The 21,038-nt window shown below is 66.6% G+C and carries 22 protein-coding genes and 1 pseudogene; 15 read left to right on the forward strand and 8 right to left on the reverse strand.

The window, feature by feature from the left end:
• Nucleotides 1-26: 26 nt before the first annotated feature.
• Both G9E11_RS07315 and G9E11_RS07320 read right to left on the reverse strand, forming a co-directional pair.
• Entirely contained in the window at nucleotides 27-653 is a 627-nt protein-coding gene (locus G9E11_RS07315) for a response regulator (RefSeq protein WP_190604357.1), read from the reverse strand.
• The gene (locus G9E11_RS07320) at nucleotides 650-1,846 is read right to left on the reverse strand and encodes a sensor histidine kinase (protein ID WP_190604359.1); all 1,197 of its coding nucleotides are present in this window, start codon (nucleotides 1,844-1,846) and stop codon (nucleotides 650-652) included. The genes G9E11_RS07315 and G9E11_RS07320 overlap by 4 nt, the downstream gene beginning before the upstream one ends.
• A 221-nt stretch (nucleotides 1,847-2,067) precedes the next feature.
• Between G9E11_RS07320 and G9E11_RS07325 the strand changes: the two genes are divergently transcribed.
• Both G9E11_RS07325 and G9E11_RS07330 read left to right on the forward strand, forming a co-directional pair.
• Complete coding sequence (locus G9E11_RS07325; RefSeq protein ID WP_190604361.1) at nucleotides 2,068-2,649, forward strand: GlcG/HbpS family heme-binding protein; 582 nt, start codon at nucleotides 2,068-2,070, stop codon at nucleotides 2,647-2,649.
• A gap of 85 nt (nucleotides 2,650-2,734) precedes the next feature.
• Nucleotides 2,735-2,950: pseudogene (locus tag G9E11_RS07330) on the forward strand (ankyrin repeat domain-containing protein); the annotation flags it as partial.
• A 68-nt stretch (nucleotides 2,951-3,018) separates the two neighbouring features.
• Here G9E11_RS07330 and G9E11_RS07335 read toward each other — a convergent pair.
• A complete protein-coding gene (locus G9E11_RS07335) occupies nucleotides 3,019-3,693 on the reverse strand; it encodes a CoA transferase subunit B (RefSeq protein ID WP_311764316.1) in 675 nt (224 codons plus the stop codon).
• Nucleotides 3,694-3,706: 13 nt separating this feature from the next.
• Nucleotides 3,707-4,438 carry a CoA transferase subunit A gene (locus G9E11_RS07340; protein WP_190604363.1) on the reverse strand — a complete coding sequence of 244 codons (732 nt, stop codon included), beginning with the start codon at nucleotides 4,436-4,438 and terminating at the stop codon, nucleotides 3,707-3,709.
• A 175-nt stretch (nucleotides 4,439-4,613) separates the two neighbouring features.
• Here G9E11_RS07340 and G9E11_RS07345 point away from each other — a divergent pair, with 175 nt between their 5' ends.
• From G9E11_RS07345 to G9E11_RS07355, 3 genes are all read left to right on the forward strand, one after another.
• Nucleotides 4,614-5,396 carry an IclR family transcriptional regulator gene (locus tag G9E11_RS07345; RefSeq protein ID WP_190604365.1) on the forward strand — a complete coding sequence of 261 codons (783 nt, stop codon included), beginning with the start codon at nucleotides 4,614-4,616 and terminating at the stop codon, nucleotides 5,394-5,396.
• 356 nt (nucleotides 5,397-5,752) lie between these two features.
• Nucleotides 5,753-6,709: a cupredoxin domain-containing protein gene (locus G9E11_RS07350; RefSeq protein ID WP_190604367.1), complete on the forward strand. Its 957-nt coding sequence runs from the start codon at nucleotides 5,753-5,755 to the stop codon at nucleotides 6,707-6,709.
• 104 nt (nucleotides 6,710-6,813) lie between these two features.
• Entirely contained in the window at nucleotides 6,814-7,728 is a 915-nt protein-coding gene (locus G9E11_RS07355; RefSeq protein ID WP_190604369.1) for an NADP-dependent oxidoreductase, read from the forward strand.
• A gap of 20 nt (nucleotides 7,729-7,748) precedes the next feature.
• Here the strand turns inward: G9E11_RS07355 and nadE are convergent, their stop codons facing one another.
• Nucleotides 7,749-8,603, reverse strand: coding sequence for an ammonia-dependent NAD(+) synthetase (gene nadE / locus G9E11_RS07360; RefSeq protein WP_190604371.1), 855 nt, complete (start codon nucleotides 8,601-8,603; stop codon nucleotides 7,749-7,751).
• A gap of 196 nt (nucleotides 8,604-8,799) precedes the next feature.
• Between nadE and G9E11_RS07365 the strand changes: the two genes are divergently transcribed.
• The 3 genes from G9E11_RS07365 (at nucleotide 8,800) to G9E11_RS07375 (ending at nucleotide 11,875) form a co-directional block, all read left to right on the forward strand.
• Nucleotides 8,800-10,062, forward strand: coding sequence for an FAD-dependent oxidoreductase (locus G9E11_RS07365; RefSeq protein WP_190604373.1), 1,263 nt, complete (start codon nucleotides 8,800-8,802; stop codon nucleotides 10,060-10,062).
• A gap of 10 nt (nucleotides 10,063-10,072) precedes the next feature.
• Entirely contained in the window at nucleotides 10,073-10,654 is a 582-nt protein-coding gene (pyrE, locus tag G9E11_RS07370; protein ID WP_190604375.1) for an orotate phosphoribosyltransferase, read from the forward strand.
• Between the two features lie 171 nt (nucleotides 10,655-10,825).
• Nucleotides 10,826-11,875: a thioesterase domain-containing protein gene (locus tag G9E11_RS07375; RefSeq protein WP_190604377.1), complete on the forward strand. Its 1,050-nt coding sequence runs from the start codon at nucleotides 10,826-10,828 to the stop codon at nucleotides 11,873-11,875.
• Here the strand turns inward: G9E11_RS07375 and G9E11_RS07380 are convergent.
• Entirely contained in the window at nucleotides 11,872-12,702 is an 831-nt protein-coding gene (locus G9E11_RS07380) for an HAD-IIA family hydrolase (RefSeq protein WP_190604379.1), read from the reverse strand. The two genes, G9E11_RS07375 and G9E11_RS07380, sit on opposite strands and share 4 nt — an antisense overlap.
• Nucleotides 12,703-12,754: 52 nt before the next feature.
• On the opposite strand from G9E11_RS07380, the gene G9E11_RS07385 reads away from it, so the two are divergent.
• From G9E11_RS07385 to G9E11_RS07395, 3 genes are all read left to right on the forward strand, one after another.
• Nucleotides 12,755-13,441 (forward strand): TrmH family RNA methyltransferase, encoded by a 687-nt coding sequence (locus tag G9E11_RS07385; protein ID WP_190604381.1) that lies wholly within the window; start codon nucleotides 12,755-12,757, stop codon nucleotides 13,439-13,441.
• A 173-nt stretch (nucleotides 13,442-13,614) separates the two neighbouring features.
• Complete coding sequence (fbaA, locus tag G9E11_RS07390) at nucleotides 13,615-14,634, forward strand: class II fructose-bisphosphate aldolase (RefSeq protein WP_190604383.1); 1,020 nt, start codon at nucleotides 13,615-13,617, stop codon at nucleotides 14,632-14,634.
• A 2-nt stretch (nucleotides 14,635-14,636) separates the two neighbouring features.
• Nucleotides 14,637-15,062, forward strand: a complete 426-nt coding sequence (locus tag G9E11_RS07395; protein WP_190604385.1) for a DUF3151 domain-containing protein — start codon at nucleotides 14,637-14,639, stop codon at nucleotides 15,060-15,062.
• Between the two features lie 95 nt (nucleotides 15,063-15,157).
• Here G9E11_RS07395 and G9E11_RS07400 read toward each other — a convergent pair whose 3' ends face one another.
• Both G9E11_RS07400 and G9E11_RS07405 read right to left on the reverse strand, forming a co-directional pair.
• Nucleotides 15,158-15,790, reverse strand: a complete 633-nt coding sequence (locus tag G9E11_RS07400; RefSeq protein WP_190604388.1) for a uracil-DNA glycosylase family protein — start codon at nucleotides 15,788-15,790, stop codon at nucleotides 15,158-15,160.
• 219 nt (nucleotides 15,791-16,009) lie between these two features.
• Nucleotides 16,010-17,221: a cobalamin-independent methionine synthase II family protein gene (locus tag G9E11_RS07405; protein ID WP_190604391.1), complete on the reverse strand. Its 1,212-nt coding sequence runs from the start codon at nucleotides 17,219-17,221 to the stop codon at nucleotides 16,010-16,012.
• Between the two features lie 315 nt (nucleotides 17,222-17,536).
• Here G9E11_RS07405 and G9E11_RS07410 point away from each other — a divergent pair, with 315 nt between their 5' ends.
• The 4 genes from G9E11_RS07410 (at nucleotide 17,537) to G9E11_RS07425 (ending at nucleotide 21,024) form a co-directional block, all read left to right on the forward strand.
• Nucleotides 17,537-18,826 (forward strand): adenylosuccinate synthase, encoded by a 1,290-nt coding sequence (locus G9E11_RS07410; RefSeq protein ID WP_190604393.1) that lies wholly within the window; start codon nucleotides 17,537-17,539, stop codon nucleotides 18,824-18,826.
• A 239-nt stretch (nucleotides 18,827-19,065) separates the two neighbouring features.
• Nucleotides 19,066-19,614 carry a hypothetical protein gene (locus G9E11_RS07415; protein WP_190604394.1) on the forward strand — a complete coding sequence of 183 codons (549 nt, stop codon included), beginning with the start codon at nucleotides 19,066-19,068 and terminating at the stop codon, nucleotides 19,612-19,614.
• Between the two features lie 103 nt (nucleotides 19,615-19,717).
• Nucleotides 19,718-20,266: an RNA polymerase sigma factor gene (locus tag G9E11_RS07420; protein ID WP_190604396.1), complete on the forward strand. Its 549-nt coding sequence runs from the start codon at nucleotides 19,718-19,720 to the stop codon at nucleotides 20,264-20,266.
• On the forward strand, nucleotides 20,263-21,024 hold the full coding sequence (locus G9E11_RS07425) for a hypothetical protein (RefSeq protein WP_190604398.1): 762 nt from the start codon (nucleotides 20,263-20,265) through the stop codon (nucleotides 21,022-21,024). The genes G9E11_RS07420 and G9E11_RS07425 overlap by 4 nt, the downstream gene beginning before the upstream one ends.
• The last annotated feature ends 14 nt before the right edge of the window (nucleotides 21,025-21,038 follow it).

The raw sequence follows: 21,038 nt of genomic DNA on the forward strand, positions 1-21,038 counted from the left end.
GGGCCAGCGCAACCGTTATGCGGCTGCTACCGCATCCCCTCCCGGCGGATGGCGGTGGCGATGGCCGCGGCCCTCGTTTCCACGCCCAGTTTGGCGTAGATGTGGGCGAGATGGGTCTTGACGGTGGCCTCGGAGATGAACAGCCGTTGCCCCAGCTCCCTGTTGCTGAGCCCCTCGGTGAGGAGGCTCAGCAGCTCGGCCTCCCGCGGTGTCAGCACCTCGTCAGGGCTGCGTAGCTGCTGGAAGAGTCGGGAGGCCACCGGCGGGCTCATGACGCTCTTGCCCTGGACGGCGCCCCGGACGGCGGCGAAGATCTCCTCGGGCGCGGCGTCCTTCAGGAGGTAGCCCATGGCCCCGGCATCCACGGCCCGGACAATGTCGGCGTCGGAATCATAGGTGGTGAAGACCAGAACGGCCTGCCTGCGGTTGCGTTCGCGGAGCTTCCGGATCGCCTCGATCCCGTCCATGCCCGGGCCCATGGCCAGGTCCATCACCACGACGTCGGGGGCGTGCCCTTCCACAGCGGCCAGGGCTTCCTCGCCCGAGGAGGCCTCCGCCACCACCTCGATGTCCGGCTGCGTCCCCAGCAGGGCCTTTAGTCCGCTGCGGACCACGAGATGGTCGTCGACCAGGAGCACAGTGATGGCGCTCATTCTTCCCCCCTTGCCGGCAGCTGCGCCGCCACAACAGTTCCCTCGCCCGGGGCGCTTTCCACCGAGAAGGCGCCGCCCAGCTGCTCCACCCGCTGCCGCATGGCCCGCAGTCCGTATCCACCGGCGTCCGACGGCGGTGCTACCGCCGCCGGATCGAAGCCCGCGCCGTCATCGTAAATGTCCAGCGTGACCGCATCCGGCAGGAAGCCGAGGGTGATGGTGGTGGTGTCCGCGGAGGCGTGCAGCTTGATGTTCGAGGTGGCGCTCTGCACCACCCTGAGGAGGGCATGGCGGACCTCGCCGGCCACTTCCCGGGGTTCGCCGGTGACCAGCAGCCTGGCGTCCGGCACGTACTGCGAGGCGGCCTGCAGCAGGGCGTCCGGCAGCGGCGAGGCGTCGAGGCCGGGGGACGCGAGTTCGTGGACCAGGCTGCGGGTGTCGGAGAGGTTCCGGCGCAGCAATTCGCTGGCCTGCCGGAGATCCTGCCGGGACGCCGGCTCCGGCCAGGCACGGTTCGCGGCCTCGAGCAGGAGCAGGCTGCTGGCGAGGCCCTGGGTCACGGTGTCGTGAATCTCCCGGGAGACGCGCTCACGCTCCGCGATGGTGCCCGCCCGGCGCTCGCTGGCCGCCAGCTGCCCCTGGGCCAGCGACACTTCACGGTGCAGGCGCCGCTGCTCGGCGGCGTCGTGCTCAATGCGGTCGTAGATCAGCGTCAGCAGGACGCCGGCGGCGAGCGGTCCCAGGAGCATCGCCAGATCAGTGCCGTCGCTGAGCCGGAACAAGCCCGCGGCGGTTGCTGCCGCCGTCGCCCCCGCCGCCGCGTAGGCGACCGCCCCGGTGAAGGCGATGCGGCAGAGGAAGAACAGCGCAAACGAGCACCAGGCGAAGCTGGGTGCGGAGACCACCAGGACGGCCCAGACGGCGACCAGGACGAACATCCACACGGCCCAGGGGCGCCGGCGCTGGGCGAGCACGGCGATGACGGCGTACAGGGCGCAGGCGGCGGCCGCCAGCGCGAGGACCAGCAGGTTGTCCTGGGCGCTGTGCCGCATCACGTAGCGCACCACCGAAGCCACGATGAGCACGGCGAACCCGAGGTGGACCGCAGCGTCGATCCGTCCCAGCCGGCTGCCCGCTATAGGGCCCGTGCGTGCGGGAAGTAGTTCCGGTGCAGTGGGGGCGGTGAAGGGCATGGGCGGGTCCGGTTCCGGTGGGAGACGTGCTACGAACCATGCTATTGCCCGCACTGTTGCTGGTCTCTCAGTCTTTCGGCTGATACCGCCAGCCGGAAGTACCAGCCAGTCCCAACTGATGGCCTGATGCGCCAGCGGCGGCACAGGTCCACGATGGAAAAGTAGCCGCCTGGCTGCGCCCGCAAACATGGGCTGCGCCCCCCTTATCGAAGGAGAACCACGTGAAGAAGTCCCAGAAGATATTTGCCGCCGCGGCGGCCGGAGCGCTCGCCCTCACCGCCGGTGCCGCCGCCCTCACCAATTCGGGATCAGGGCCTTCCCCCGCAGCGGCTTCGGTAGAGCCCGCGGCGGCTGTTCCCGCCGCGGATGTCCAGCCGGGTGCGGACAACGTCGTCGCCCAGAACCGGATCACCGTTGGCGCCTCGGCGAAGGCAGTGGGCGCTGCGCTCGCCAAGTGCCAGGCCGACAAGCTGCCTTTCGTCACGGTGGCCCTGGTGGACCGGTTCGGCACCGTCCAGGCACTCCTGCGTGGCGACAATGCAGCCGAGCACACCATCGAGTCGGCCAAGCGCAAGGCGTACACTGCCGCAGCGCTCGGCAGCCCCACCAGCGAACTTGCCAAGCGCATCTCCGGCAACGGGCCGAGCATCGCGGACCTTCCCGGCACTCTGTTCCTCCCGGGCGGTGTCCCGCTGAAGGTGAACGGCGTCTCCGTGGCGGGCATCGGCGTTGGCGGCGCCCCCGACGGCAAGCTGGATGAAGCCTGCGCCGAGGCTGGCGCCGCCGTGATCGCCGCCAAGTAGGTTCCGCGCTGTGGTTGATGACGGGCACGACGGCAGCCGGGCGGCCAGGGTCTTTCGCTCGCCGGCCTGGCGCTGCTCGTTGCGTGTCCCCGTGAACCGCGTCAACAAGCTCGGCTGGACCGCTGTTCAGGAAGCCATCCTCCTGAACAATGGAGGCCCGAGGCAGCAGGACGTGGTGCGGCAGCTGCTGGACGCCGGAGCGGACCCCAACATCCGGGACCCGCAGGGCAGGACGGCTGTGGAGAACGCCGAGCGTCTGGGCTTTGCCGAGATCGCCCGGCTTATCCGGTCGCGGAGCTGACGGTGCTGAACTGGCCAGCTTTGGGACTGCCAGCCGCCAGGTTCGGCCGTTTCACCGTGCCCGCAGCGTCAAATCTGGGCCGGTTCGGCGAGCTCCGGGGCAACCGTGAACTCTGCGTCGGTCTTCTCACGAATTTCCGCCTCCGTAACGCCGGGGGCCAGGCGGGTGAGGGTGAGTTGGCGGCCGCTGTCGTCGTTTTTGTGGAGGTCGAAGACGGCGAGGTCGCTGATGATGCGGTCCACGACGCTCACGCCGGTCAGGGGGAGGGTGCAGTCGGTGACGATTTTGGGGCTGTCGTCTTTGGCGTTGTGTTCGGTGAGGACCACGACGCGCGGGGTTCCGGCGACGAGGTCCATGGCGCCGCCCATGCCCTTGACCATCTTGCCGGGGATGGTCCAGTTGGCGAGGTCGCCGTTGCCGGAGACCTGCATGGCGCCGAGGATGGCGACTTTCACGTGGCCGCCGCGGATCATGCCGAAGGACGTGGCGGAGTCGAAGATGCTGCCGCCGGGCAGGATGGTGACGGTCTGTTTGCCGGCGTTGATGAGGTCGGCGTCCTCCTCGCCCTCGTAGGGGAACGGGCCCATGCCGAGCAGCCCGTTCTCACTTTGCAGGACCACACGGACACCGTCGGGCAGGTTGTTGGCCACCAGGGTGGGGATGCCGATGCCCAGGTTGACGTAGTCGCCGTCGTTCAGTTCCTCGGCCGCGATTGCGGCCATCTCATTCCGGGTCCAGGCCACGGGAATCTCCTTGCTAGTTGTTGACGAGTTCGGGACTGGTCTGCTCAGCGCGGGGGCGAAAGGTGCGCTGTTCGATGTCCTTGACCCTGTTGCTGGCATGGACAAGGTGCTGGACGTAGACGCCGGGCGTGACGATGTGGTTCGGGTCCAGCGCGCCGGGTTCGACGATGACCTCCGCTTCGGCGACGGTCACGGCACCCGCGGTGGCGACCACCGGGTTGAAGTTCCGGGCGGTATGGCGGTAGATGAGGTTGCCGTCCGTGTCGGCGGTGTGGGCATGGACCAGTGCGACGTCGGCCCTAATGGCGCGCTCCCGGACGTACGTTTCGCCGTCGAACACCTCGTGCGGTTTGCCCTCAGCCACCAGGGTGCCCACCCCGGTTTTGGTGTAGAAGGCAGGGATGCCGGCGCCGCCGGCGCGCAGCCGCTCGGCCAGGGTGCCCTGCGGGGTGAACTCCACCTCCAGGACCCCGGCGAGGTACTGCTCGGCGAACAGCCTGTTCTCACCGACGTAGGACGCGATCACCTTCCGGACCTGGCCGGCCTCGATCAGGATCCCCAGGCCCTTGCCGTCCACGCCCATGTTGTTCGACACCACCGTCAGATCCTTCACGCCTGAATCGCGTACCGCCTCGATCAGGTCCGCCGGGATGCCGCTGAGGCCGAACCCGCCCACTGCAAGGGTCATCCCGTCCCGCAGGACACCGTGCAGGGCCTCGGCGGCTCCGGATTTCATTTTGGACATCGCATCTCCTCGTTGAGCTGTCTCGCAGTCCACTTTATGGACGCTGGTTCTGACTGTGGAGCGTAGGCGGGCCTGCATGGCAGCGTCAAGACTCTACGGCCCGTCTCCCGTCGCGTTTTTACACTGTGGACGCTAGGCTAAGTACTGTCCACAATATGGATCATTAGGAGAAGTCGTGAATCAGGCACCGATCCAGGGCGCACAGGTCGTCAGCCGCATCGCAGGCCTCCTGCGCATCGTGGGACGCAAGCCGGAAGGAAGCCCGCTCGTGGAGCTTGTGCGGGACTCGGGGCTGACACGCCCCACGGTGCACCGCCTGCTCACGTCACTCGCGGCCGAGGGCCTCCTCGACCACGACCCCCTGAGCGGGAACTGGGTGCTCGGCCCCGAGGCCCTGCTGATGGGCTCGGTTGCTGCCGCGCGCTTCCCGCTGGAGGACCTCGCGAGGCCCAGTCTGCGCCGGCTTGCCGAGGAGACCGGCGAGAGCGCCTTCTTCTCCATCCGCCGGGGCTCTGAGACCGTGTGCCTGCTGAGGGAAGAAGGCAGCTTCCCCGTCCGCTCCTTCGTGCTGCACGAAGGTGTCCGGTTTCCGCTGGGCGTGGCATCCGCAGGAACGGCGATCATGGCGTTCCTGCCCGAAGCGGAACAGGAGCAGATCCTGGCCGATTGGGCCGCCCACGCCGGCAGATACGCCGCCGGGCACCCGGAGGAGGTGGTCCGGAAGAACCTGCAGCAGACCCGCCGCCGGGGCTACTCCGTGAACCCGGGACTGGTCCTCGAGGGCAGTTGGGGGATGGGCGCGGCGGTCTTCGACCAGGCTGGCCGGCCATCCTGGGCGTTGTCCCTGACCGGCATCGAGCCCCGGTTCCGTGGAGACCGGCGCGAACTGCTGGGGCGGCTTCTGTTGGAGGAGGCCCATCGGCTCACCGTCCGGCTCCAGAGGCGCAACGCCAACTGAACATTTTGCACCTCGACAAACACATTGAGGCGGAGCACGATAGGGACTGTATCTGAAATAGCGGGCCGGGCGGCTACGGCCGCAAGCCGGTCACGAATCAGGGCTCTGACGGCTCAACAGAACCGCAACTTATCCCTTCGAGAACCGGAAAGTCCCGTGTTGTCGCCTAGTCCGGTGGCGGGTCCGGTTCCGGGGCCTTTTTCCTTCGCTGGGCTGGGTGACAAGGGAAAACAGAAGGGTCCCGCTGGCCCCCGTGCCGCTCTGGCATCGGTCCGGCGCCGCAATCTGCGGTTCGGCACCTTCCCGGCCGGCCGCACAGCGGCTGCCAACATCCAGCGCAATAAGGAATGAGTCGCATGACTCTCGAAACAACAAACCACGGAAGGCCGCGCCTGCTGCGCCTTCTCTTCGCCTCCTTGGCGGCCATGCTCCTGCCCCTCTCCGTCAGCAGCGCAGCCTTTGCCGACGATGAGGACTCACCGAAAACCTGGACTGTCCAAGTCGGCTCGGAGTCCTCAGATCAGGCCATCCAGGGCATGTCCTTCCTTCCGTCGAACATCTATATCAACGCCGGAGACAGCGTCAAGTGGGTTGCAAACTCCGCGGAAATTCACACGGTCACATTCCTGGCGAAAGGGCAGCCGCTCAAGCCGTTCAACCCCTTTGACCCGAAGCAACTGGGCCGACAGGGCGGCACGGGCTACGACGGCCACTCCTACTACAACTCCGGAATCATGGCCAATGTCTCCAACACCGGCTTCAAAGCGGTCGAGCAGTACAGCCTGAAGTTCACGCACACTGGCAATTTCACCTACTACTGCATCGTCCATGGCATGGCGATGAAGGGTGCCGTCCATATCCGGGCTGCCGGAACCGGGTACCCGTTCACGCAGTCGCAGTACGACCGTCAGAACAAGAAGGAGGAACGGAAGATCGTGCGGGACGGCGAGAAGCAATGGCAGGCTGCCCGCAAGCAGGCCAACAACCACAAAGTGATCGCTGGAACGGATAACGGAACTGCCATGCTGATGCGGTTCGTCCACCACGAGATTGTGGTCCACCTCGGCGACACTGTGACCTTCGTGAACAGCGGAATGGGTGCACCGCACACCGTGACGTTCGGGCATGAGCCAGCCAATGTGTTCGCACCGGTGGGCAATCCCAAGGACTTTAGAGGCGGGAACCTCAGCTCCGGCCTGATGGAGCCCGGGAACAAATTCACCGTGACGTTCAACAAGGTGGGCGAGTTTGACTACATCTGCGCCCTGCATGACTACATGGGTATGGTGGGCGAGGTGGAAGTCCGGCGCTGACTGGACGCCCGGACGCTTTCTTGTGGTGCCTGCAGTGCCGTGCCTACCCTTGCACTACAGCGCTGTCTGCAGGAAAGCGGGACAGCAGCAAAGGAGCCAGGGCCATGAGCACACGGGTCTACTTTGAGGAATACGGGGGTCCGCAGGTCCTGAAGGTGGGGACGGAGCATTTGGCCGAGCCGGGTGACGGCCTGGTCCGAGTGGAATTCCGGGCGGTCAGCGTCAACCCGGTGGACTGGAAACTAGTGGCCGGCTACCTGAAAAAGTGGACGCCCCTGGACTTTCCGGCGGTGCCCGGCTGCGAAGCGGCCGGCGTCGTGACCGCCGTCGGGCCGGCTTTTGAGGGGTTTGCGGTGGGTGACGAGGTTATTTGGAACAAACTTATGGGCGGCTACCGGACAGAAGCCGTGGTGCCGGCCGACCAGCTGACCCCCCTGCCGGCGGGCGTGGAATTCGAGCAGGCTGCGTGCATTCCGGTGGCAGGAGGCACGGCGTATTCGGCCCTGAAGCAGCTCATGGTGGGAGCCGGGGACACGGTGCTGATCCACGGAGCCGCGGGAGGGGTTGGCTCGGCCGCGGTCCAGATCGCGCAGGCCTTCGGCGCACGCGTGATCGGCACGGCGTCGGAGGCCAACCAGGAGTACCTCAGCGAACTGGGCGCCGAACCCGTGACGTACGGCCCCGGCCTGGCGGATAGGGTGCGGTCCCTGGCCGCCGACGCCGGCACAGTCACGGCAGTCCTGGACACCGTGGGGAGCGAGGATTCGCTGGCAGCAACAGCCGAGCTGCTCCAGGGCGCCGGGCGGGCGGTGACCACCGTTCCGGGCGAGCAGTCGTCGGCGGCCGGGCTGGCGGCCGTACGGCAGCTGGAAGGCCGGGTGGCCGAAGCGGGTACGCTCGCCGCGGAGGGCCAGGTCACCTTCACGATCGCGCACCGGATGCCGCTGATCGAGGCCGCCGACGCGCTGGAAATCAGCCGCGGCGGCCACGGCCGCGGGAAGATCCTGCTGCTGCCCTAGCCGCGTCGGGAGGCCTGCGCCTAGAGACCCGCCCTGGCCTCTTCCGGACCCTCGTGCTTCCACCAGGTGTCGAAGATGCTGACCGGAACTGTGCGCTTGTGCCGGGTCCGCAAGTACTTCTGCTCGATCAGCTCTGCTGCGTTGTCGCCGACGTCGCGGCCCTCGAGGTAGTCGTCGATCTGGTCGTAGCTCAGGCCCAGTTCGTCCTCGTCGGTGCGGCCGGGCCTGTCGTCCAGGAGGTCGGCCGTGGGCACCTTCTTCCACACCCGTTCCGGGGCGCCCAGGTGTTCCAGCAGGGCCCGGTTCTGCCGCTTGTTCAGACCGAACAGCGGCAGGATGTCGGCCCCGCCGTCGCCGAACTTGGTGAAGAACCCGGTGACGGACTCAGCTCCGTGGTCCGTGCCGATGACGAGGTAGTTGTGCTCCCCGGCCAGGGCGTACTGGGCGATCATGCGCGTGCGGGCCTTGGTGTTGCCCTTGTGGAAGTCGGAGATCCCGTTGCCGACCGTCTTTTCGAACTCGTCCTCGAAGCCGTCCACGGCGGCGGAAATGTCGAACGTCCATTCCTTGGAGGCCTTGATGAAATCCAGGGCGGCCTGCGCGTCATCTTCGTCGTGCTGGACACCGTAGGGGAGGCGGACCGCCACAAACTGAGCGTCCACGCCCTCTGACTGCAGCTCTTCTACCGCGAGCTGGGCGAGCCGCCCGGCGAGCGAGGAGTCAAGGCCGCCGGAGATGCCCAGGACAAAGCCCTTGGTGCCGGTGGCCTTGAGGTACTCCTTGAGGAAAGTGACGCGTTTGCGCACCTCCTCTGCGGGATCGATCTGGGGCTGGACGCCCATTTCTTCGATGATCTTGGCTTGGAGTGTGCGCATGTGGTCCACACTAGCCAGCGGAATCGGCAGGGCTCAACTGTTTCCGTCGGGCCACGGACGCGCGAACTGGCAGCTGATGACCTCAAATGCGCCGTTTGGGGTCATCAGCTGCCAGTTCGCGCCAGCGGACCCGGGGGGCTTAAGCGTCCGTTCGCGCTCTGTGCTCCCGTGCACAGGGAGGCGTACCGTATGGCTCATGGAGAGTACAGGGTGCGCAGTGGTGGGCGGCGGGCCGGCCGGCATGATGCTGGGCCTCTTGCTGGCCCGGGCCGGCGTCGAGGTCACCGTCCTCGAAAAGCACGGCGACTTCCTCCGGGACTTCCGCGGTGACACCGTCCATGCCTCCACCATCCGGCTCATCGACGAACTCGGGCTCGGAGCCGACTTCCGCGAGCTGCCGCAAAGCCGGCTGCGCAATGTCGCCTTCCCGGTGCCCGGCGGCGGCCTGGTCACGCTCGGCAATTTCGCTGCGCTCCGGCCGCCGTACAACTACATCGCCATGATGCCGCAGTGGGACTTCCTGAACTTCCTCGCCAGGGCAGCCGAGCAGGAGCCCACGTTCACGCTCCTGATGGAGCACACGGCAACGTCCCTGATGTCCGACGGCGGACGGGTCACCGGTGTCCGCTACCTCACCAAGGACGGCGCCGAGGGTGCACTCCGCTCGGACCTCGTGGTGGCCACGGACGGCAGGCATTCGGTGCTGCGCCAGGCGGCCGGCCTGAAATCGAAGGAATACCCGGTGCCGTTTGACACCTGGTGGTTCAAGCTGCCGCGGGCCGAGTCCGAACAGGGGGAGGTGGCCGGGATCGTTCCGGCCTTCGGTGACCGCGCCGGCGTCATCGCCCTGTTCCGGGACACCTATTACCAGATGGGCTACTTCGCCCAGAAAGGCTCCGGTGACCGCATTAAGAGCGAGGGAGTGGAGCGGTTCCGGGAACGCATCGCCGCACTGCGCCCTGACCTTGCCGACAGGGTCGGTGCGATCACTTCGCTGGACGACCTGCACTGGCTCGATGTCCGGCTGGACCGGCTGCGGCGCTGGTACGTCGACGGGCTCCTGTGCATCGGCGATGCCGCGCATGCGATGTCCCCGGCCGGCGGGGTGGGGATCAACTTGGCCATCCAGGACGCCGTGGCCGCGGCCGCCCGGCTTGCCCCCGCGTTGCTGCGCGGCAAAGTCACGGTGAAGGATCTTGCAGCGGTGCAGCGGCGGCGGCTGTTGCCCACCGTGATCATCCAGTCTGTCCAGCGCTTCATGCACCGCGGCGTCTTTGTCCCGCTCTTCACGGGCAAAAGGTCGGGAGCGCCGCCGGTGATGATGTACCTCGCCCAGCACGTGCCCGTCCTGATGCGGCTGCTGCCCCGGATGATCGCGATCGGACCCCTGCCCGAGCACGCGCCCGCCTTTGCCCGGCGGGTTGACGCCGGGCCCGGCAAGGCACCCGGCACCGACTAAACTGGAGCCCATGACTTCCACCCCGGACTCGCTTTCCAACACCGCTGCCCGTGCCCGACTTCTGGAACTGATCAAGGAACTCGCGGTTGTCCGCGGCAAGGTCATTCTGTCCAGCGGTGCCGAGGCCGACTACTACATCGACCTGCGCCGCATCACCCTGCACCACGAGGCCTCCAAGCTCGTTGGCCAGGTCATGCTGTCCCTGATCGACGACGCCGGCATCGGCTTTGAGTGCGCCGGCGGCCTCACTATGGGGGCAGACCCGGTGGGCACCGCCGTCATGCACGCCGCCACCGACGCCGGCCGGGCGGTCGACGCCTTCGTGGTCCGCAAAGCGCAGAAGTCCTACGGTATGGGCCGCCAGGTGGAGGGTCCGTCCGTCGATGGCCGCAAGGTCCTGGTGCTTGAGGACACCTCCACCACGGGCGGTTCGGCACTGACCGCCGTCGAGGGCGTCCGCAACGCCGGCGGCAACGTCGTCGCTGTCGCCGTCATCGTCGACCGCGACACGGGCGCCAAGGAAAAGATCGAAGCCGAAGCGGGCGTGCCGTACCTGTACGCCTTCAGCAAGGACGAGCTCGGCCTGAACTGATTTTCGCCTGAGCTGCTCTGGCAGCCGGCGCGGACGCCTGGAGCGGACCGACTTGAGCGGACGACGGCGGAACCTCCCGCCGTCGTTCGCTCGGGTTTTGGGCCCTAAGCCTTTGGGCCGTAGGCCCAGCCCGCTTGTGCTAGCCGCCCGGACTGTGCCTAGGGTAGTTCAGTGCCATATGAAGGGGCCGCCGGCCAGACGGGCCGGCCAAAGGCGCCGGGCGCAGACGCAGCCCGGCTTCTCCGGCGCGCCGCGAACCTTAAACGGTTCTCCCGCCGGACCTTCCTAACTGGAGCCGGCGCCTCCACTGTCCTCGCCGCAGACATGCTGTTCACGAAGCGCGTGCAGGAGGAGCGGCAGGTCCATAAGATCCTCGTGGTCGAGGACGACTTCGCGCAGAGTTACTTTCCGAATGCCAGCTGGATACTGTTCCCCGGATACAAGACAAGCTGGGAAGAGGCCCAGTGGATCCTCAACTCGCTCCGCGGGAGCCTCCGGCTGCGCGGCCAGCTCGCGGCGGCCGGGTATTCGAACCTCGGGCTGGACATCGACCAGCTGGTCATCGCGGTGATTGAGCACGTCCGGGCACACAACCTCACCACGCTCTACTTCTACGGCCACAGCTTCGGCGGGATGGTGGCGACGCAGGTGGCAGCCCGGCTGCTGGAGCTGCACGGCGTCAAGGTTGAACTGATCGTGCTCGACTGCAGCCCCTACAGCAAGTTCGACGTCCTGGACCAGAGCTGGTTCGACGGCGTGGTGTTCCTCTACGAAAGCGGGTTCCGGATCCCCTCCGTGCTGCGCGGGGGCTACGAGCTGGGGGAGCGGGTGGTCCACAAGGACGAGCGCTCGTGGCGGCAGATCCTCGACCAGACGCTGGAGCAGCTGTCCCCGATCGCACCCTCCAGCGTGCTGGTCCAGACGGAATCCGCTTACATCTACCACTTCGATGCCACGCGCTTTGCGGGCCAGATCGGCGACACCCGCATGGCCTACATCGGCAATCCCCGGGACCAGACCGTCAACTACCGGACGGCCCGTGATTCCTGGGCGCACACGTTCGCCGCCAACATGGTCTCGGCCGACCGGCAGACCACGGGCGCGCTGCCGGCACACGCGAGCCCGGGCTGGAACCCGTTCGTGTACCGGCCTATCCTCGAGGACCTGGAGAACGAGATCTTCCCGCTGCCCGGTGGCGGCGGAAAGATGACACCGTTCTAGATCTGGTTCTTGAGGTCCGCCACGGAGTTCAGCACCTGGTTGGGACGGAACGGGTAGGAGGCGATTTCGTCGCGCTGCGTGATGCCGCTGAGCACCAGGACAGTGTGCAGCCCGGCCTCCATGCCCGCGATGATGTCGGTGTCCATGCGGTCGCCGATCATCGCGGTGGTCTCCGAGTGGGCATCAATCTGGTTCATCGCGGAGCGGAACATCATGGGGTTCGGCTTGCCCACAATGTACGGTTCCCGTCCGGTCGCCTTGGTGATCAGTGCGGCGATGGCGCCCGTGGCGGGCATCGGACCGTCCTTCGAGGGGCCGGTGGCGTCGGGGTTGGTGGCGATGAAACGCGCCCCGGCGAGGATCAGCCGGATCGCCATGGTGATTGCCTCGAAGGAGTATGTGCGGGTTTCTCCGAGCACCACAAAGTCGGGGTTCTGGTCGGTGAGGATGAAGCCGGCCTCGTGGAGCGCCGTCGTCAGTCCTGCCTCGCCGATGGTGTACGCGCGGTTGCCGGAATCCGAGCCCTGCACCTGGTCCTTCAGGAACTGGGCCGTGGCCAGGGCCGACGTCCAGATGTTCTCCTCCGGGATTTCCAGGCCGGAGGCCCGCAGCCGGGCGGCGAGGTCGCGCGGTGTGAAAATGGAATTGTTGGTCAGGACCAGGAAGCGCTTTGAGGTGTCCACCCAGCGCTGGATCAGTTCCGCGGCCCCGGGAACCGCCTGGTTCTCATGCACCAGGACGCCGTCCATGTCAGTGAGCCAGCACTCAATGTCCTGGCCGCTGCGGTACACGGCCGCCGATGTCTTTACCTTGTCCGCTTCTGCCATGTCTTTCCTCCACCGAGATGTTTGCGTTCGGAGCCCAGTCTAGTGTTGAGGGGTGACGCAAACGCCCGGGACACCCGAACCCCAGCCAGAACCATCCCAGCCAGAACACAACGGGACGCCGGAGCCAAAGCCGGAGGTCGGCGTCGGGCCCTGGGAAGGTGAATGGCCGGAAGGCGGCCACTGGGATCCGGACCTCCTAACGGATGGCGACCGGCGCAACGTCGTGGACAAGTACCGGTACTGGAAGCACGAGGCGATCGTCGCGGACCTGGACGCCAAACGGCACGACTTCCACATCGCCATCGAAAACTGGCAGCACGACCTCAACATCGGCACCGTGGTGCGCACCGCCAACGCGTTCCTCGCCAAGGAGGTCCACATCATCGGACGACGGCGGTGGAACCGCCGCGGGGCGATGGTCACCGACCGCTACCAGCACGTCCGCCACCACCCCACCGTGGAGGACTTTGTGGTGTGGGCGCAGGGGGAGGGGCTGGCCATCATCGGGATCGACATCTTCCCTGATTCCGTGCCGCTGGAGACCTATGAACTGCCGCAGAAGTGCGTGCTGGTCTTCGGGCAGGAAGGGCCCGGACTGACGCCCGCGGTGCATGAGGCGGCGGAGGCTACGCTGTCGATCGAGCAGTTCGGGTCCACCCGGTCCATCAACGCAGGCTCGGCCGCGGCGATCGCCATGCACGCCTGGGTGCGCCGGCACGTGTTCGGCCAGCACGTCTAGTTTTCTGCCAGGGTGCCATGTCAGTGGCGTCGCCGGCGCCTGGGGCAAGTGTTACCCGGCCGGGTGACCCAAACCACGGCCCGTGCAAAGAAATGGCTAGGATGGTTCCTAGCCGACGAGGTTCACTCCAGGGTCAACAAAACCCGCAGACGAAATTCACTTTAGGAGTCAGCATGCCCATTGCAACCCCAGAGATCTACTCCGAGATGATCGACCGCGCAAAGGCGGGCGGCTTCGCATTTCCCGCCGTTAACGTCACGTCCTCGCAGACGCTGAACGCTGCGCTGCGCGGCTTCGCCGATGCTGAGTCTGACGGCATCATCCAGGTTTCCACCGGCGGTGCCGCGTACTGGTCCGGCGCCTCCACCAAGGACATGGTTGCCGGTTCGCTGGGCTTCGCCGCGTTCGCCCGCGAAGTGGCCAAGAACTACGGTGTGAACATCGCGCTGCACACGGACCACTGCCCCAAGGACAAGCTGGACGGCTTTGTCCTGCCGCTGCTGGCAGCGTCCGAGGCCGAGGTCAAGGCCGGCCGCAACCCCCTGTTCAACTCGCACATGTGGGATGGCTCGGCCGAGACGCTGCAGGAAAACCTGCGCATCGCCCGCGAATTGCTGGAGCGCACCGCTGCTGCCAAGATGATCCTCGAGGTCGAGATCGGCACCGTCGGCGGCGAGGAAGACGGCGTCGAGCACGAGATCAACGAGAAGCTCTACACCACGGTGGAAGACGCCCTGGCCACCATTGATGCCCTCGGCGCCGGCGAGAACGGCCGCTACATCACCGCGCTGACCTTCGGCAACGTGCACGGCGTGTACAAGCCCGGCGGCGTGAAGCTGCGCCCGGAGATCCTGAAGGACATCCAGGCCCAGGTCGGTGCGAAGATCGGCAAGGAAAACCCGTTCGACCTCGTCTTCCATGGCGGCTCCGGCTCCTCGGACCAGGAAATCGCGGACGCTGTTTCCTTCGGCACCATCAAGATGAACATCGACACCGACACCCAGTACGCCTACACGCGTCCGGTGGCGGACCACATGTTCCGCAACTACGACGGCGTACTGAAGGTTGACGGCGAGGTCGGCAACAAGAAGACCTACGACCCCCGCGTCTGGGGCGCCTCGGCTGAAGCCGGCCTGGCAGCCCGCGTGGTCGAAGCCACCAAGCAGCTCGGCTCGGCCGGAAAGACCTTCTAGTCGTGTCCGACGAGTTCCGCAGGAACCTGATGGGTCCTGAGCCCACCCTCCTGCCTGCCGAGACTGAGGTCTACCAGCACCTCGCGCTCGGTGCTGAGGCACTGGACCTCGTGGAAAAGCACCCCACGTCGTCGCTGTTGTGGGCCGTCCTGGCCGAGGAGGCGTGGTCGGAAGGCCGCACCATCGACTCCTATGCCTATGCCCGGGTCGGCTATCACCGTGGCCTGGATTCGCTCCGCCGCAACGGCTGGCGGGGTGTGGGGCCCATCCCGTGGGAGCACGAGCCCAACCGCGGCTTCCTGCGGGCGCTTTACTCGCTGGGCCGCGCCTCCGCCGCCATCAACGAGGCAGAGGAGCCCCAGCGCATCGAGAAGTTCCTCAACGACTCGGACCCCGCGGCCAAGGCTGCCATCGAGGGCGCGGCCTGATACGACAATTAACAGCAACGCGGGGTCACTTACGGCCCATTCCAGACCATGGATTGGGCGCGAAGTGACCCCGCGTTGGTGTTTAAGAGTGGGGACTAGCTGGCCTTCGCCAGGCCGGTGCGGGCCATCGCGTCGGCGTAGGCAACGTGCATCTCGTCGAGGTACTGCTTCTGCCGCTCGGGGCTTCCGGCGAAGGAGCGGCCACTCAGCGAACGGACCTTGTAGGTCTTGAGCCCCCGGCGCCAGAGCAGCGGAACCTCGGTCTTGAGCAGCAGGCCGGCGAGGCGGTTGGCCTCGGTGCCGTGGGCCACGATGACCGAGGCGCGGGGGACCAGTGCCAGGAATTTCAGCAGCGGCTTGAGGCCGGCCTGAATCTGGTCGGGGGTGAACTTGCCGTTCGGCTCATCCGGCGTGTGCCACGGGTGGACGTTCCACGGCATGATGTATTCCGGCCGCAAGCCCAGCTTCCACTGGAGGCCCAGCATGCGGGTGGCAGCGTCGTCGTCGCCCGGCATGATGAAGCCGGTGGGCGATGCCGTGCCGATGTTGGAGAAGAGGCTGATGATGCGGCATTCGTCGACGTCGTGCGCGGGGTCGACGTACGGCACCTGGGTGCCCGGCTTGGCGCTCTGCAACATATCGCAGAGCTCATTGACAGCGGCAACGTTGGGCTCGTAACGGCGCCCTAGAAGCTGTTCATGGAAGGATTCGGTAGCCAGAGCGGTCATATGGTGCTGTGTCTCCTGCAGGTGGATCGCGCCGCCGCGCCGCAGTCCGGCACGCCGCTGGCATGCCGAGTGCGGCGTGGTGAGAAATGAGGTGTGGACCGGTACCTGACCGGTCCTACCCAGTTTAGCAAGGCGTTCCAACCGCAGGGTCCCGCCCCGCGCGCCGCCGTCGCCGACACGCGGGGGAAAGGGCCTGCAGGGCAGCAAATGAGGGCTAAATCACTTCCAGAGCCGCTTGGTGGCGAGGCGTGCGCCTTCTCCCAGAGCCTCAAGCTTTGCGACGGCGATCTGCGGGTGGACCCGGCCGCCCAGGCCGCAGTCGGTGGAGGCGATCACGCTCTCGCGTCCCACGAGCCTGGCGAAGCGTTCGATCCGGTCTGCCACCAGTTCCGGATGCTCCACGACGTTGGTGGCGTGCGAGACAACACCGGGAATGATGACCTTCCCCTCGGGAAGCTTCGTGTCTTCCCATACGCGCCATTCGTGCTCGTGCCGGACGTTGGCGGCCTCGAACGAGTAGCCGCCTGCATTGATCTGCAGGACGGAGCTGATGATGTCGGCAAACGGAATGTCAGTGGTGTGGGGGCCGTGCCAGGAACCCCAGCAGACGTGCAGCCGGACCTGCTCCGCGGGCAGGTCGCGGAGGGCCCAGTTGGTGGCCTCGACGCGGAGTTGGATGAAGTCGAGGTAGTCCTCGAGGCTGGGTTCCGGGTTGATCTGGTCCCAGCTCTCCGCCAGCGACGGGTCATCGAGCTGCACGGTCAGCCCGGCATCGATGATTGCCTTGTATTCCTCCCGCATGGCGTCGGCGCAGGCGTAGACCAGTTCCTCTTCGGTCTTGTAGTAGTCGTTGGCAACCCGTGCGCAGGAGCCGGGCGAAAGCGACGCGACGAAACCCTCGGTGAGGCCGGCTGCCTGCATGGCGGTTTTGAGGTTGGTGACGTCCGAGGTCACGAGGTCCTGCCCGGTGTAGGTCAGCGGCCCGGCGATCCTGGGCTGCGCGACGCTCTTGCGGTGGGTGAGGATCCCGGAGGCGGGGTCGTTGTAGGCGTCATTGAACTTCTGCCGGTCCCGGCGGTCCGGGAAGGAGGTCAGGACGATGTTGCCCGGCGTGGAGCGGTGCACCCCGGCATCCGCCCAGCGGTCCACGCCGGTGGGCTCAAGGCCGCCGAGTCGCGCGAATGAGTAGTTCCACCAGGCGCCGTAGTCAACGCTGCTGGACATCGCGTGCCCGTATTCGCCGTCGTTGGGGATGTCGATGCCCAGATCCTTTTGGCGCTGGACGATGTCCACCACCGAGGTTTCCAGGAGGTCCAGGAACTCCGGTGTGATCCCGTCCGCTTCCTTGGCGGCGTTCGCGGCGATGAGCTCCGGGGTGCGGGGCAGGGATCCGGCGTGGGTGACACGGATGTGGTCGGTGTTCAGTGACAAGGCAGGGTTTTCCTTTCCATCGGCCGCTCGGGATGGTTCACTCTCACTCAAGTCCGCCGAGAGAGGGGGAGGCAAATCGCACGTGGAATGTGTCGCAGGAATCTGCTGCACGGGCGAAACACCAAAAGCCATACTTTTGCCCCTCATCCGCTAAACTTGGGTGGTAAGAGCCCCGGAACTCTTGCGTCCCTTCCCCGGTCAGCGCCGCGGGTTCGGGCGGCGAATTCGGGGCATTCTCATGAACGGCGCCGACCTCCGGTTGAAGCACCTCGGTGATCCAGCCGGGCCAGGCCCGAACGAATGGGGGAGGATCCCATGCCAGCAATCGTGATCGTCGGAGCCCAGTGGGGCGACGAAGGAAAAGGTAAGGCCACCGACCTGCTTGGCGGCCGCGTCGACTACGTAGTGAAGCCGAACGGCGGCAACAACGCCGGGCACACAGTGGTCGTAGGCGGTGAGAAGTATGAGCTCAAGCTCCTTCCGGCCGGCATCCTCAGCCCCAACGCCGTCCCCATTATCGGCAACGGCTGCGTCGTCAACCTCGAGGCACTTTTCCAGGAGATTGAAGGCCTCGAAGCCCGCGGCGCGGACACCTCCAAGCTGCGGGTCTCCGCAAACGCCCACCTTGTGGCCCCGTACCACCAGGTGCTGGACAAGGTCACCGAACGCTTCCTCGGCAGCCGCGCCATCGGCACCACCGGCCGCGGCATCGGGCCCACGTACATGGACAAGGTTGCCCGCCTCGGGATCCGCGTCCAGGACGTCTTCGACGAGTCCATCCTGCGCCAGAAGGTCGAAGGCTCGCTGCGCCAGAAGAACGAACTCCTGGTCAAGGTCTACAACCGCCGCAGCATCGAGGTGGATGAGGTGGTCAACTACTTCCTCTCCTTCGCCGACCGGCTGCGCCCCCTGGTCATCGACAGCACCCTCGTGCTGAACACCGCCCTGGACGAGGGCAAGGTGGTGCTCATGGAGGGCGGCCAGGCCACATTCCTCGACGTCGACCACGGCACCTACCCGTTCGTCACCTCCTCGAACCCCACCGCCGGCGGCGCCTCGGTGGGTTCGGGCATCGGCCCCACCCGCATCTCGCGGTCCATCGGCATCATCAAGGCGTACACCACGCGCGTCGGCGCAGGCCCGTTCCCCACGGAGCTCTTTGATGAGATGGGAATGTACCTGCAGAAGACTGGCGGCGAATTCGGCGTCAACACCGGACGCCCGCGCCGCTGCGGCTGGTATGACGCCGTCCTGGCCCGCCACGCCTCCCGCGTCAACGGCTTCACGGACTACTTCGTCACCAAGCTGGACGTCCTCACCGGCATCCAACAGATCCCGGTGTGCGTGGCCTACGAAGTCGACGGAGTCCGGCACGACGAGATGCCCATGACCCAGACGGAATTCCACCACGCCAAGCCCATCTTCGAATACTTCGAAGGCTGGACCGAGGACATCACGGGCGCCCGTACGCTGACTGACCTGCCCGAGAACGCGCGCAACTACGTGCTGGCCCTCGAGAAGCTGTCCGGCACGCGGTTCTCCGCGATCGGCGTCGGACCGGACCGCGACCAGACCATCGTGGTCAACGACCTGATCAACGACTGACGCCGGAAGCGTCCGGCAACAACAACTCAATAAGCAGTTCCCGACGGCGGCGGGTCACCTTACGGTGGCCCGCCGCCGTCGTGCTTTCAGGGCAGAAAACATCCATTCCGGAAAAAGTTTCCGGAATCGCGTAACCTGCCGGCCCGCGGCTTCGATTACGTATATGTAAGCGCCGGGCAGGAGGTTGTCCCCCATCGGCCTCCGGCCCGGCCTTCAATCAACCAAAGGATTTTTTTCTGATGAAGAGTGTTAGCAAGACCACCAAGATTGCTGTCGCAGCCGCCATCGTTGCTGTTGGAGGTTTCTCCAGCATCGGACTGGCCAACGCTGCCCAGGTTTCCAGTTCGCAGCACGCAGAGGTGTCCCCCGCTACGCCCGCCACGCCGTCCGTTCCTGCCACCCCTGAGGTTCCGGCAGTGCCCGCCGTGCCGGCCACACCCGCCACCCCGGCGGTTCCGGCCGCCCCGGCCGCCAAGGCCAAGGCTGCCGGCGAAGCTTCGGACGCAGCCGACGCCGCAGTTGAAGCCGACAAGGACAACGCTGCTGCCAACGCCAACGTCTCCGCGGGGGACAAGGCTGCAGGCGCCGACGTTACCGCGGCAATCCCCGCTGTTCCCGGTGGTGCCGGCGTTCCGGCCACCCCCGCCATTCCCGCCAGCCCGGCCGTTCCCGCCAGCCCGGCCGTGCCGAACGTTGCGGACCACGTGGCCAAGCCGTCCGCACCGTCCGTCGCCGCAGACGCTGACGTCAAGGCTGATGCTGCTGCCGACCTGCCCACCGGCAAGTAGTCCACAGCACGCGAAACAGGGCGTTCCCCGAATAGGGGCGTGAGGTGTGCGGCGGCTAGGCTTACTGCCGCCGCACACCTGCAGTAAAGGGAAGGACCGTTCCTTGGCAGCTCAGCTGACCGACGACGAATTGTCAGCAGCCCTGTCTGGCGACCCTTCCGGCTTTAGCGCCGTCTACAGCGTCATTTCCCCGGCCGTCCTGGGTTATTTCCGGGCCCGCGGTGTGGACGACGCCGAAGCCCTCACGCAGGACGTCTTCGTGGATGTCCTGCCCAGGCTCAGCAATATCAGGGGCGGCCACTCCGGGCTGCGGACGTTCATCTTCTCCGTGGCGCACGCCCGGCTCGTGGACTATCACCGGCGGTCCGCAAGGACGCCGCAGCTCACCGAATTCGACCCGCTCCTGGATGAGCGCCGGTCGAGTTCCGCCGAGGACGAGGTGCTCGGTTCGCTGGGCGGAATCACTTCTTCACTTGCCATGCTCAACGACGACCAGCGGGAAGTGCTGGTCCTGCGCATCGTCGCGGACCTTTCAGTGGAACAGGTGGCCGGCATCATGGACAAGACCCCCGGGGCCATCAAACAGCTCCAGCGCCGCGGGCTCATCGCCCTGCGCGAACTCGTCAAGGAAAAGGACCACGCAGCATCATGAGTGTCACGCCGGCAGGCCGCGAAGAAGGAGAGATCCAGGCGATCCTCCTGGATTCCGGGCTCGAAGACGACGCCGATCTCCGCAGGTCCCTCGAAGAACTGCGCGGACTCGCCCAGGACTCCGCACCCCAACCGCGCGCCGATCTCGCCGCCCTGCTCGCACACGGTGCATCAGCGTCAGACGTAGCCGCCCAGGGCCCAGCAATGCGGCGCGCCGCCTCCAACGTGGCGAGCCTTGAACTGCACCGCCGCAACCGGCAGCGGCGCATGGGCTTTGTGGTGGGCGCCGCAGTGGTCGGTGCCATGGGGCTTGGGGCCGGCGCTGTCGCAGCCTCCAGCGAGGACTTCCGCAACAACGTAGGCCACACCGTAGTCCGAATCTTCCAGCCGACCAGCGAGACAACCGCGCCGACGCCGGTGCCCACGTCGCCCGCCGGCATTCCGGCGGCTCCGGCGCCAACTGTTGCCGCACCCAAGCCATCGGTTACCGGAACCGCTGCATCGCCGTCGGCACCCGTGGCGCCCGCACAGACGGACCCGGCGCCCGCGAAGGGATCATCGAACTCCTCCGCGGCAAACGGTTCCGCCCGCGACGCAGCGAAGGGCCAGGCCCCGACGCCGGGCCGGCCCAGCCAGCTGCCCACGGTCCCCGGAAGCGGCGCGGCTCCCAAGCTTCCGGCCAAGCCGCTGCCGGCCGTGCCCACGCTGCCGGGCGGCATGCCGACCGTCCCGGCCAAGCCGGTCCCCGGCACGCCCTGAAGCGGAGCAACCGC

This window comes from Arthrobacter ipis (assembly GCF_014694315.1).
Taxonomy (GTDB): Bacteria; Actinomycetota; Actinomycetes; order Actinomycetales; family Micrococcaceae; genus Arthrobacter; species Arthrobacter ipis.